This window comes from Caloramator sp. (assembly GCF_020054765.1).
GTDB classification, from domain to species: Bacteria; Bacillota; Clostridia; order Clostridiales; family Caloramatoraceae; genus Thermobrachium; species Thermobrachium proteoclasticum.
This window is the reverse complement of the sequence record NZ_JAIHAO010000004.1, coordinates 64,320-77,501: the sequence shown is the minus strand read 5'-3', so window position 1 is coordinate 77,501 and position 13,182 is coordinate 64,320. Positions and strand designations below refer to the sequence as shown.

Sequence of the window (13,182 nt, the reverse complement as noted above, 5' to 3'; positions counted from 1 at the left end):
TAAATGTTAAAGGGAATAGCTGCGTCATCAGGAGTAGCTATCGGCAAGGCACTTGTAATAGTAGATAAAGAAGTAGAAATAGAGAGAAGAGCTATAGATAATATAGAGGCTGAAACTACAAAATTACAAAATGCTGTAGCTACTGCAAAGGAGCAACTTGAAAAAATAAAAGAGATAGCAAGGGAAAAAATAGGTGAAGATAAGGCACAGGTTTTTGAAGCACATCTTATGATGTTAGAAGACCCAGAATTTATTGGTGCAGTTGAAGCACAAATATCATCAGAATCAATCTGTGCAGAGTATGCATTAAAACAAACTGCTGATATGTTTATCTCGATGTTTGAGTCAATGGATAATGAATATATGAGGGAAAGAGCAGCGGACATAAGAGACGTAAGTAAGAGAATAATAAACATATTAATGGGAATAGAGACTGCATCAATTGCAGAAATAGATAGAGAATGTATAATAGTTGTAAATGACTTAACACCATCAGATACTGCACAAATGGATAAGGAAAAGGTATTAGGCTTTGCCACAGATATAGGTGGAAGAACATCTCACTCAGCAATAATGGCAAGATCACTTGAAATACCAGCAGTAGTTGGACTATCAAATGTTACAACTACAGTTAAAACAGGTGATATGCTGATATTAGATGGTGATGAAGGCGTTGTAATAGTAAATCCAGATGAAGAAACTCTACAAAAGTATAGAGAAAAGCAAAAAAAGCTAATAGAATACAAGAAGGAACTATCAAAACTTGTAAATGCTGAGTCAATAACAGTTGATGGAAGGAAGGTAGAACTTGCGGCAAATATAGGTACACCAAGCAATGTTGAAGGAGCACTTAAAAACGGTGCAGAGGGTGTAGGACTATTTAGAACAGAGTTCTTATATATGGATAAGGATAGCCTTCCAACAGAAGAAGAACAATTTGAAGCCTACAAGGCAGTTTTAGAGGGAATGGGAGGAAGACCGGTAGTTATAAGAACTTTAGATATAGGTGGAGATAAGAAGCTACCATATCTTAAGATTGATGAGGAAATGAACCCATTCCTTGGATATAGAGCAATAAGACTATGCCTTGATAGAAAGGACATATTTAAGACTCAACTTAGAGCACTATTTAGAGCATCTGTATATGGAAACCTAAAGATAATGTTCCCAATGATATCAGGTGTAAATGAGTTAAGACAAGCAAAAGCAGTAGTAGAGGAAGTTAAAAATGAACTTAAGGCAGAAGGCATTGCTTACAGCGATAGCGTAGAGATAGGTATAATGATAGAAATTCCATCAGCTGCAGTTATTTCAGACATATTAGCAAAGGAAGTAGATTTCTTTAGTATAGGAACAAATGACCTAATTCAATATACAGTAGCAGTTGATAGAATGAATGAAAAGATATCATACCTATATGATCCATTCCATCCAGCAGTTTTAAGATTAATAAAGATGGTAATAGACAATGCACATAAAGAAGGAAAATGGGCTGGTATGTGTGGAGAAATGGCAGGAGATGAAAGAATAATTCCAGTTCTATTGGGATTTGGACTTGATGAGTTTAGTATGAGTGCATCCTCAATACTAAAGGCAAGAAAGTTAATAACAAGTCTAAACTATGAAGAAGCAAAGAAACTATCAGATGAAGTTATAATGTGTGCAACTTCTGAAGAGATAAAGAGCAAAATACAAAATTTTGTAAATAGATAAAGTAGGAAACACCAATTGGTTACGTTCCCCCTTCATTAACACCAATTGGTGTTTTTTTATTTTGTAAAAATATATTAGACTCCTACTTTTTTATGATATTTAAATTGTATTTTATTTTACGTTTTTGGAAAAAATATTTATTAGGTTTGATTAGATTTTTAAAAGAGGAGGAATTTTATGGCTAAATATGATGTCGATGCTGAAAAACTAAAAAGACTTGAAGACTATATTGACTCTATAGAGCAGAAGGAAGGAGCACTTATAGGAGTTCTATATAAGGCTCAAGAGATATTTGGATACTTACCTAAGGATGTTCAACTTTTTATTGCAAGAAAGCTTAAAATTCCAGCGGCAAAGGTATATGGAGTTACAACATTTTATTCCTATTTTACAATGGAGCCAAGGGGTAAACACGTAATAAATGTATGTATGGGTACAGCGTGTTTTGTAAAGGGTGCTGATAAGGTATTAGAGGAAATTAGAAATCAACTTAATATAACAGAGGGCAATATGTCACCAGATGGTATGTTTACTGTAGATAGTTTAAGATGTGTTGGTGCTTGCGGGCTTGCACCTGTAGTAATGGTGGATGGCAAGGTGTATGGAAGGGTTAAGGTTGAGGATGTTAAGGCTATTTTAGATGAATATAGAGAGGGAGGTAGCACTCAATGATTAAATCATTAGAGGAACTTAAAAAAATAAGAGAACAGTATAAGGACACATTACAAAATAGAGAAACAGAAGAAAAAAATATAAAAATACTTGTTGGTATGGCCACTTGTGGAATTGCTGCAGGTGCAAGAAATACAATAAACGCAATAATTGAAGAAATAAGAAACCAAAATATCGATAATGCAGTTGTTGTACAGACAGGATGTATGGGTTTTTGTTATGCAGAACCAACGGTTGAAGTTAGGATGCCAAACAGTGAACCAATTTTATATGGAAAGGTTGATAGTGATAAGGCAAAGGAGATTGTAAAAAGGCACGTTAAAAATGGAGAAGTAATAAGAGAATGGGTTTTAAGAGGATAGGAGGGATAATATGCCAGTTAGAATGGAACTTTTGGTATGTGGTGGTACAGGGTGTCAAGCCTCCAATAGCAATAGGGTTTTAGAGGTTTTAAGGGAGGAAATAAAGAATTCTAACCTTGAAAATGAAGTTAGTGTTCTTATGACAGGATGTTTTGGTTTTTGCGAAAAGGGACCAATTGTTAAGGTTATGCCAGATAATGTATTTTATGTTGAAGTTGATGAGGATTCTGCAAGAAAAATAGTGGCAGAGCATATTGTTAAGGGAAGAGTGTATCAAGAAAAATTATATGTTGAACCAGATACAAATGAAAAGCTTCCAGAACAGAGTAAAATACCTTTTTATAAAAAGCAGATTAGAATTGCTTTAAGAAACTGTGGGAAGATTGATCCTGAAAATATAAATGAATATATTGCAGCTGAAGGATATATGGCACTTGGTAAGGTGTTAACAGAAATGACTCCAGAGGGAGTAATTGATATTGTTAAAAGGAGCGGACTTAGAGGACGTGGAGGTGGTGGATTTCCAACAGGTGTAAAATGGGAAGCAACAAGAAAATCAAAGTCAGATATAAAATATGTGATATGCAATGCTGATGAGGGTGACCCAGGAGCATTTATGGATAGAAGTATACTTGAAGGAGATCCACATTCAGTTTTAGAGGGAATGGCAATTGCAGCCTATGCCATAGGTGCACAGTTTGGATATATATATGTTAGGGCAGAATATCCTCTTGCAATTCATAGATTGAGAATTGCAATAAAACAAGCAAGGGAATTAGGGCTTTTAGGTAAGAATATTTTTGGAACAGATTTTTGCTTTGATGTAGAAATAAAAATTGGTGCTGGTGCCTTTATATGTGGTGAGGAAACTGCACTTATAAATTCCATTGAAGGTGGACGTGGAGAGCCAACTGTAAAACCACCATATCCAGCACAGGTTGGACTCTGGAAAAAACCTACAAACATTAACAATGTAGAAACCTTTGCAAACGTTGCACCTATTATATTAAATGGAGCAGAATGGTTTGCATCAATAGGAACCGAAAAGAGCAAAGGAACAAAGGTGTTTGCACTTGCTGGAAAGGTAAACAATGTAGGGCTTGTTGAGGTTCCTATGGGAATTACATTAAGAGAAATAATTTACGAATTAGGTGGAGGAATTAAAGGAGGAAAGAAGTTTAAAGCTGTTCAAACAGGTGGTCCATCTGGAGGATGTATACCAGCAGAATACCTTGATACACCAATAGACTATGATAATTTAACAGCACTTGGTTCAATGATGGGTTCTGGTGGAATGATTGTAATGGATGAGGACGACTGTATGGTTAATATTGCCAAATTCTATCTTGAATTTAGCTGTGATGAATCCTGCGGAAGATGTACTGCGTGTAGAGTGGGAAATAAGAGGCTACTTGAAATATTAAATAAAATTACAGAGGGAAAGGGCGAGATGGAAGACTTAGAAATGTTAAAGGAGCTTGCCGAAACAGTAAAAGATTCATCCCTTTGTGGCCTTGGTCAAACTTCACCAAACCCTGTTTTATCCACTATGAAATTCTTCTATGATGAATATTTAGCACACGTTAGGGATAAGGAATGTCCTGCAGGTGTATGTAAGGAACTTTTAAAGTATTATATTATTCCGGAAAAATGTGTAGGATGTACTGCCTGTGCAAAAGTTTGCCCAGTCAATGTAATCCACGGAGAACCTAAGAAGGTACACGTAATAGATAGAGATGGATGTATAAAATGTGGTCAGTGCTACAAGACTTGTAGATTTGGAGCTATCACAAGGAAGTAAGTTGGGAGGGATAGCATGATAAATGTAACTATAAATGATATAAAATTGCAGGTGCCAGAGGGTACAACAATATTAGATGCTGCAAAAATGGCAAACATTAATATTCCTACATTATGCCACCTAAATTTACACGATATAAAGATGGTAAACAGAACAGCATCCTGCAGAGTATGTTTAGTTGAAGTTGAAGGAAGGAGAAATCTTGCACCTGCTTGTGCTACAGAATGTTTTGAAGGTATGGTAATTAAAACAAATACAAAAAGAGCGATAAGAGCAAGAAGGACAATGGTAGAGCTTTTGCTTTCAGATCACCCTACAGATTGCTTGGTATGTGAAAAGAATGGAAATTGTGACCTTCAAAAGATTGCGGCAGACTTAGGGATTAGAAAGATTAGATTTGAAGGTGAAAAGTCAACATATAAGAAGGATAGTTCAAGTGGTGCACTCTATAGAAATCCAGATAAGTGCATAATGTGTAGACGTTGTGAGACAATGTGTAATGAAGTTCAAACCTGTAGCGTTTATTCTGCAGTTGATAGAGGTTTTGAAACAGTAGTAGGACCTGCTTTTAATCTATCAATGATTGATACCCAATGTACCTTCTGTGGACAGTGTGTATCAGTATGCCCAACAGCAGCACTTACAGAAGTAAGTTATGTACAGGATGTATGGAATGCACTCCACGATCCTGATAAATATGTGATAGTACAAACAGCACCAGCAATAAGAGTCGCATTAGGTGAAGAGTTTGGTTTAAAGCCTGGAACTATAGTTACAGGAAAGATGGTTGCCGCTTTAAGAAGGCTTGGATTTAAAAAGGTTTTTGATACAGACTTTGCAGCCGATGTAACAATAGTTGAAGAGGCAAAGGAGTTTATAGATAGGCTTAATGGAAAGGGAAGGCTTCCAATTCTTACAAGTTGTTGCCCAAGTTGGGTTAAGTTTATAGAGCATCAATTTCCTGAGCTTTTAGATATACCTTCAACCTGTAAGTCTCCTCATATGATGTTTGGAGCAATAGCAAAGACATATTTTGCAGAAAAATTCAACATACCTGCTGATAAGATAGTTGTAGTATCAGTAATGCCTTGTATTGCTAAAAAGTATGAGATTCAAAGGGAAGAGTTAAAATCAGATGGAGTTGAAAATGTTGATTATGTTATAACTACAAGGGAATTTGCAAAGATGATAAGAGAGGCAGGAATAGATTTTACAAAACTACCTGATGAGGATTTTGATAATCCGCTTGGAGAATCAACTGGTGCATCAGTAATATTTGGTACAACAGGTGGAGTTATAGAGGCGGCATTAAGAACAGCTTATGAGTGGGTAACAGGTGAAACATTACAAGATGTTGAATTCCACGGAGTTAGAGGCTTTGAAGATGGGTTAAAAGAAGCTACAGTAAAGCTTAAAGATATGGAACTTAAGATTGGTGTTGCCCACGGTCTTGGTAATGCAAGAAGACTATTGGAGGATATAAGGGATGGCAAGAGATTCTATCACGCAATTGAGATAATGGCTTGTCCTGGAGGATGCATAGATGGTGGAGGTCAGCCTTATCATCACGGAAATCTTGAAATAGTTAAGGCAAGGATGAATGCAATTTATGAGGAGGATAGAAGAAAGCCAATTAGAAAATCCCACGAGAACCCAGCTGTTATTAAGTTATATCAAGAGTATTTGGGTGAATATGGAGGTCATAAGGCTCATAAAATATTACATACTCATTATACTCCAAGAGAAACTATATAATTTATTTAAAATAATATCCATTTGACTACTATAATCAAATGGATATTATTTATTACATAAACTTAAATATATGTATTTGTTTTGGGGAAAATAATATGTAGGAGGGAATTGTATGGATAAAAATATAGAGCTATTAAACTATATTCATCAAAATGCACAAATGGGGGTAGAAACTATAAAACAACTGTTAAAGGAAACTAAGGATGAAAATATGAAAAATGTACTTCAAAAACACCTTAATGAATACCAAAAGTTTTATGATATGGCTGATAACAAGCTTAAATCTAACAATATAGAACCTAAGGAGCTTAATCTTTTATCTAAAGCATTTACTGATTTAATGATAAATTTAAAGACTCTTAGGGATAAATCACCTTCTCATATGGCAGAAATGCTCATACAGGGGAGTACAATGGGAATAGTAGATATGACAAAGAAGATAAAGGAATATCAAGGAGTAGAAAAGGAGACGTTAGATATAGCAAATGGACTTTTACAGTTTGAACAAAAAAGTGTTGATGAATACAAGGGATTTCTATGATTTTAACTAATTATATCTTTTAAAAATATTTAGCTAATGTTTTATAGAATTCTATAAAAACAATGCAGAAAGGCCCCATTAAAGGATTTAGTTGGTACTTTAATTAAGTTTACAATCCAATAAAATCTATAATGGGGCTATAACATTGTTGAAATTGTTTTTGATAAAGATAAAAAGAGTTGGACTTAAATAAATTACAGTATAAAAATACTTTACTTAAATCAAAAAAGATGATATAAATTATTTTAAATATGAATTGTAGGTGGTGTTAGAGTGCTTGAAAGATATGATAGACAGATTGCCATAATTGGTGAGGAGGCACAAAATAAAATATTAAATGCAAAGGTTTTGGTTATTGGAGCGGGTGCACTTGGTACAAGCATTTTAAATAGTCTTGTTAGAGCTGGAGTAGGATTTATAAGGGTTGCTGATATGGACGTTGTAGAGCTTTCAAATCTTCAAAGACAGATGCTTTTTGATGAGATGGATTTAGGTGAAAAGAAGGTTATAGCAGCAGTGAATAAATTAAAGCTTATAAATTCGCAAGTTAAACTTGAGCCAATTTTTGATAAAATCACATCAGACACAATAGGTAAATATGCCATAGGTTGTGATATAATAATAGATGCAACAGATAATTTCAGTACAAGGGAGATTATAAATGAGTATGCAGTAAAAAATAATCTTCCTTGGATATATGGAGGAGTTGCGGCTGCCTTTGGTATGGCAAAGACAATAATACCAAAAGAGACTGCCTGCTTGAAATGTTTTATGAGGAAAAAGACAAATGAGGAGTATACAGCAAGAAATTCTGGTATAATAAATGGTATAACAGCTGTAATTGGTGCAATAGAGGCTAATATGGCTCTAAGATACATTATAGGTAAACCTTCAACTAAACTTATCTATATAGATTTATTTGAAGATGATTTTCAAACAATAGAAGTAAAAAGAGATATAAATTGTCCTGTATGTGGAGGTGAAAAAAATGATTAAAGTAAATGCAAAGGCCTTTGCAATGTTATCCAAATACATAGAGACTAACAAAAATTTTGAAATAACTCTTGAAGAGAGTGCAACTTTAAGGGATGTTTTAAGAAAGCTTGGTCTTCCTGAAGAAGAGATATTCACCTGTACAATAAATGGAGAAAATGCAACGCTTGATGACAAAGTAAAGGACGGAGACAACGTAGGTTTTTATCCTTATTTAGGAGGGGGCTAAAATATAGGTGGCTATTTAGCCACCTTATTTGTTCCACATTCACTTGCTATTCCCCTTAATATCTCAACTCCGTGGGTTAAAACTGGAAGAACAACTTCAAGATGTTCCTTCACAGCCTTTGCACTCCCAGGAAGGTTTATAATAATACTGTTTTTTCTAATTCCTGCAACTCCGCGGGACAGCATTGCCTTTGGCGTTATTTGAAGAGAACGAAGCCTCATTGCCTCTGGGATTCCAGGTGCAAGTCTCTCTAATACCTCAAGGGTTGCTTCTGGAGTTACATCTCTTTTAGAAAAACCTGTGCCTCCTGTTGTGAAAATCAAATCAAGGTCTAAATCTGACATTCTAATAAGTTCGCGTTTTATATCTTCTTTTTCATCTGGTACAATTATGTACTCAACAACTTCACAGTTTATTTCCTTTAACATCTCCTTTATTAGTGGACCTGAGCTATCTTCACGAAGTCCTGCGTAACCTTTATCACTAACAGTTATAACTCCTGCCTTCAATTTAAACCCTCCTTTATATATATAGTTTATTTTATCACAATATTTCAACTTTGTATCTATTCATTATAAATTATGTTAAAATTATTATAATAGAAGGGAGGCATATACTATGCTTAAGGTTCTAACTGTTTCAGAAGTTTTAGATATATTTAAAAATGCAAAAGAAGTAGATAATGAAAAGGTTGATATAAATAATGCACTTGGTAGAGTATTGGCGGAGGATGTTGTTTCTTATGAAAATCTTCCAGGATTTAAAAGGTCATCTGTAGATGGATATGCACTTATTTCAAATGATACATATCTATGTAGTGAATCAATGCCTGCTATGCTAAAAAACAAGGGTTCTATTGTAATTGGTGAAAGGCCAAAGTATTCTATAAATGAAGGCGAATGTGTTTATATTCCAACGGGTGCAATGCTTCCAGATGGAGCAGATGCTGTGGCTATGATTGAGGACTGTGAAGAATTAGGAGATGAAGTTCTTGTAAATAAGCCAGCAAGCAGATGGGAAAATGTTGTTTTTGAAGATGATGATGTTAAGGCTGGAGAGGTTGTAATAAAAAAGGGAACTGTAATAGAAGATAGGCATATAGCAGTTTTAGCAGGGCTTGGAGTAACTAATATTAATGTAAAAAGAAAGGTTAAAGCAACTGTAATTTCAACAGGAGATGAACTAATCTCGCCCTATGAAGAAAGAGAAATTCCAAAGGTTAGAGATATAAATGGTTATTACTTAACAGCAGCACTTATTAAGGACGGATGTGATGCAAAATATAAAGGGATTTCAAAGGATAATGAGGAGGAATTATTTGAACTTGTAAATAAATCACTTGAGGAATCAGACATAGTATTTATTTCAGGAGGCAGTTCTGCAGGCAATAGGGATTTTACTATAAATATAATGGAGAGGCTTGGTGAGGTATTGTTTCACGGAATTGCAATAAAGCCAGGTAAGCCTACATTGATGGCAAAGGTAGGAGAGAAATTCATAGTAGGGCTCCCTGGACACCCTTTATCCTGTGCTGTTGTCTATAGATTTATAATGTCAGAATTAATAGATAGAATGCTTGGTAGAACAAAAATTGACAATTCTTTAATTCTTAAGATGGGAGAAAATTACCACAAGGCCAAAGGAAGAGAGGAATATCTGCCTGTTAAGATTGAGGGAGGCTACGCATATCCTATATATGCTAAGTCATCAGCAATTAGTGTTATGGCAAAGTGTGATGGTTTCATAAAGATAGAGCGTGACCTTGAGGGAATTGTTAAGGAACAAGAAGTTAAAATTATGAGGTGATAATATGGCTCTTTTTCTTAAAAACATAGATTTAAAAGAAGCAAGAGAAATTATAAAAAATGAATGTAGTAATATAAAGCTTAAAGTAGAATATATTGATACCAGGGAGGCTCTTGGCAGAGTTACTGCAGAGCCTATATTTTCTAAAATATCTTCTCCTCATTTTATTGCCTCTGCAATGGATGGTATAGCAACAAAGTTTATATATACATTAGATGCTGATTTAAATAGATCAGTTTTATTAAAAAATGATCAATATGAAGTAGTTGATACAGGAGATCCAATACCAGAGGGTTTTGATTGTGTTATAATGGTTGAAGATATACAAACAACTGATGAGGGAGTAATTATTAGAAAACCAGCCCACCCTTATCAAAATATTAGACCAGTAGGTGAAGATATACCAATGGGGGCAATGATACTTCCTTCAAATCATAAAATTAGGGCAATCGACATTGCATCACTTCTTGCAGGTGGAGTAAACAAAGTACCGGTTTTTGAAAAGGTAAGGGTAGGAATTATACCAACGGGAGATGAGCTTGTAGATGTTGGAATTATACCTAAAAGAGGGGAACTTATAGATTTTAATTCTTGGACTTTTGCGGCATTAGTAAAAGAATGGGGTGGAGAACCTATAAGATATGACATAGTTAAGGACGACTTTGAAAAAATAAAGGAGGTAGCACAAAGGGCCCTTGAAGAGTGCCACATTGTTATTGTAAATGCAGGTTCAGCAAAGGGAAGAGGTGATTTTGCGGAGGATATATTAAGTATTCTTGGAGAATTAAAATTTCACGGTGTTTCAATAAAACCTGGACGACCTGCAAGTTTTTCAATAGCAAAAGGTAAGGCTATGTTTGGAGTTCCTGGATATCCTGTTTCAGCCTATTTTGTTATGGAGAATATTGTAAAAGTAGGATTTGATACAGTTTTAAAGGCAAAAACCGAGGAAAAAAGAGAAGTTGAAGCTATCTTAACAAAGAAGATAAATTCCTCCTTAAAGAACGATGAGTTTGTAAGGGTAAAACTTGGTAAAGTAAAGGATAAACTTATTGCATCTCCAATAGGAAGAGGTGCTGGTGTTACAATGTCCTTAACAACTGCAGATGGTGTTTTGGTTATAGATAAAAATACAGAGGGACTTGAGGCAGGAGAGAAGGTAAACGTTAGATTATTAAGGGATATAAAGGATGTAGATAGTGCACTTGTTTGTATAGGTAGTCACGATGTTGTACTTGATATTATATCCGATATGATGAATAAAAAAGGATTTAATCTCAATTCTACCCACGTTGGAAGTATGGGTGGTATTATGGCACTTAAGAGGGGAGAGACTCATATAGCACCTATACATCTTCTTGATGAAAAGGGAGAATATAATACAAGCTATCTAAAAAGATATTTAGGAGATTTTGCTTTATTAAAGTTTATAAAAAGGGTTCAGGGATTTATGGTTCAAAAAAGTAATCCTCTAAATATAAAAGGTTTTGAAGATTTAAAGAGGGTTAGATTTGTAAACAGACAAAAAGGTTCTGGTACAAGAATGCTTCTTGACTATTATTTAAATAAGCTTTCGATAAATTCAAAGGAAATTAATGGATATGAAAGGGAGGAAATAACTCATCTTAATGTAGCAGCACAGATAGCTTCAGGAAGTGCAGATTGTGGGCTTGGGGTGCTATCTGCAGCACAATTTATGGGGCTTGAATTTATACCTGTTTGCTTTGAAGAATATGATATTGCAATAACAAGGGATATGCTCTGTGATGAAAGATTTAAATGCTTCTTAGAGGTTGTAAAATCAGAGGAGTTTAAAAATAAACTTTATGAAATTGGAGGCTATGAGATAAATAGTTTAGATATAATTTATTAAAGGTGTGGTGAAATGTTAGATAAGTTTAATAGAGAGATAAATTATGCAAGAATATCAATAACGGATGCTTGTAATTTGAGATGCCTATATTGTATGCCAAATGGTTATATTGCTAAGTATTATAATTTTTTGACTGTAGAAGAAATTAAAAATATTGTTACTGCCCTATCACATTTGGGCGTAAAGAGAATAAGAGTTACAGGTGGAGAACCTTTAGTAAGACAGGATATATTAGATATAATAAGAACAATTAATGAGGTTGATGGGATAGAGGATATAGGTATTACAACAAATGGCATACTGTTAGGTGATAAGATTTTTGATTTAGTTGAGTATGGTTTAAAAAGAGTGAATATAAGCCTTGATTCTTTAAAGGAAGATAGGTTTAAAAAATTGACGGGTGGAGATTTAAAAAGGGTATTAGATGGTCTTAACAAGGCGTTAGAACATGGACTTGTTGTAAAGGTTAATATGATTCCTATAAAGGGCATTAATGATGATGAAATCGTTGACTTTATTGAGATGACAAAACATTTAAACATAGATGTAAGGTTTATTGAGCTTATGCCAATTGGTGAAGCAACAAGGTTTACAGGAGTTACAAAAGATGATATTATGAAATACTTGGAGGGTGCCAATATTGTAAAGATAGAAAATAACGGTGGAGGCCCATCTGAGGTTTATAGATTAGATGGACATTCTGGTAGAGTGGGATTTATTACAACAATGTCCCACAGTTTCTGTAGTAGGTGCAATAGAGTTAGAATAACCTCGGACGGTAAATTAAAAACCTGCCTTCATAATCCAGATGAATATGATTTAAGACCATATATTGATGATGTAGACAGGCTATTAGAAGTTTTAAAGATGGGAATTTATAATAAGTATGAAAGACATACCCTTTTAGAGGATAAAATAAGCAAGAGTAGTAGAGATATGGTTAGAACAGGAGGATAAATATGAATTTAACGCATTTTAATGAAGAAGGAAGAGCAAGAATGGTTGATGTTGGAGAAAAGGATGATACAAAAAGGATTGCAGTAGCAAGAGGATATATTGAGATGAAAAAAGAAACCCTTGAGGCTATAAAGCAGGGGACTATAAAAAAGGGTGATGTTTTGGCGGTTGCACAGGTAGCAGGCATTATGGGAGCAAAAAAGACAAGTGATATAATCCCTATGTGCCACAACATATTTTTAAGTGGATGCGACATAGAGTTTCAAATAGATGAAGAAAAATCAAGGGTATATATTACAGCTAAAGCAAAGACAGTTGGAAAAACAGGAGTTGAAATGGAGGCTTTAACAGCAGTTTCTACAGCAGCCTTAACTATATACGATATGTGTAAAGCAATCGACAAAGAGATGATAATAGGAGATATAAAGCTAATTGAAAAAAAAGGTGGAAAATCAGGACATTTTGTAAGGAGTGATATAA

The 13,182-nt window shown here is 34.5% G+C and carries 12 protein-coding genes and 1 pseudogene; 12 read left to right on the top strand and 1 reads right to left on the bottom strand.

The window, feature by feature from the left end; genetic code table 11:
* The first annotated feature begins 3 nt into the window (after positions 1–3).
* The 8 genes from ptsP (at position 4) to JG776_RS02655 (ending at position 8,066) form a co-directional block, all read left to right on the top strand.
* The gene (gene ptsP, locus JG776_RS02690; RefSeq protein WP_291964447.1) at positions 4–1,713 is read left to right on the top strand and encodes a phosphoenolpyruvate--protein phosphotransferase; all 1,710 of its coding nucleotides are present in this window, start codon (positions 4–6) and stop codon (positions 1,711–1,713) included.
* A gap of 177 nt (positions 1,714–1,890) precedes the next feature.
* Positions 1,891–2,385 (top strand): NADH-quinone oxidoreductase subunit NuoE, encoded by a 495-nt coding sequence (gene nuoE, locus JG776_RS02685; protein WP_291964445.1) that lies wholly within the window; start codon positions 1,891–1,893, stop codon positions 2,383–2,385.
* Positions 2,382–2,747, top strand: a complete 366-nt coding sequence (locus JG776_RS02680) for a (2Fe-2S) ferredoxin domain-containing protein (protein ID WP_291964443.1) — start codon at positions 2,382–2,384, stop codon at positions 2,745–2,747. Before nuoE ends, JG776_RS02680 begins: the two co-directional genes overlap by 4 nt.
* A gap of 10 nt (positions 2,748–2,757) precedes the next feature.
* Positions 2,758–4,548 carry an NADH-quinone oxidoreductase subunit NuoF gene (locus tag JG776_RS02675; protein ID WP_291964441.1) on the top strand — a complete coding sequence of 597 codons (1,791 nt, stop codon included), beginning with the start codon at positions 2,758–2,760 and terminating at the stop codon, positions 4,546–4,548.
* Between the two features lie 15 nt (positions 4,549–4,563).
* Positions 4,564–6,303, top strand: coding sequence for an NADH-dependent [FeFe] hydrogenase, group A6 (locus JG776_RS02670; protein WP_291964439.1), 1,740 nt, complete (start codon positions 4,564–4,566; stop codon positions 6,301–6,303).
* Between the two features lie 112 nt (positions 6,304–6,415).
* Positions 6,416–6,844: a hypothetical protein gene (locus tag JG776_RS02665; RefSeq protein ID WP_291964437.1), complete on the top strand. Its 429-nt coding sequence runs from the start codon at positions 6,416–6,418 to the stop codon at positions 6,842–6,844.
* 273 nt (positions 6,845–7,117) lie between these two features.
* Positions 7,118–7,840, top strand: a complete 723-nt coding sequence (locus JG776_RS02660) for a HesA/MoeB/ThiF family protein (protein ID WP_291964435.1) — start codon at positions 7,118–7,120, stop codon at positions 7,838–7,840.
* Entirely contained in the window at positions 7,833–8,066 is a 234-nt protein-coding gene (locus JG776_RS02655) for a MoaD/ThiS family protein (protein WP_291964433.1), read from the top strand. The genes JG776_RS02660 and JG776_RS02655 overlap by 8 nt, the downstream gene beginning before the upstream one ends.
* 11 nt (positions 8,067–8,077) lie before the next feature.
* On the opposite strand, the gene JG776_RS02650 is transcribed toward JG776_RS02655, so the two are convergent.
* The gene (locus tag JG776_RS02650) at positions 8,078–8,575 is read right to left on the bottom strand and encodes a MogA/MoaB family molybdenum cofactor biosynthesis protein (protein ID WP_291964431.1); all 498 of its coding nucleotides are present in this window, start codon (positions 8,573–8,575) and stop codon (positions 8,078–8,080) included.
* Between the two features lie 109 nt (positions 8,576–8,684).
* On the opposite strand from JG776_RS02650, the gene glp reads away from it, so the two are divergent.
* From glp to moaC, 4 genes and pseudogenes are all read left to right on the top strand, one after another.
* Entirely contained in the window at positions 8,685–9,872 is a 1,188-nt protein-coding gene (gene glp / locus JG776_RS02645; protein ID WP_291964430.1) for a gephyrin-like molybdotransferase Glp, read from the top strand.
* 4 nt (positions 9,873–9,876) lie between these two features.
* A complete protein-coding gene (locus tag JG776_RS02640; RefSeq protein WP_291964428.1) occupies positions 9,877–11,745 on the top strand; it encodes a molybdopterin biosynthesis protein in 1,869 nt (622 codons plus the stop codon).
* Between the two features lie 12 nt (positions 11,746–11,757).
* Complete coding sequence (gene moaA, locus JG776_RS02635; protein WP_291964427.1) at positions 11,758–12,702, top strand: GTP 3',8-cyclase MoaA; 945 nt, start codon at positions 11,758–11,760, stop codon at positions 12,700–12,702.
* Positions 12,699–13,172: pseudogene (gene moaC, locus JG776_RS02630) on the top strand (cyclic pyranopterin monophosphate synthase MoaC); the annotation flags it as partial. The gene moaA and the pseudogene moaC, both read left to right, overlap by 4 nt.
* Positions 13,173–13,182: the final 10 nt, after the last annotated feature.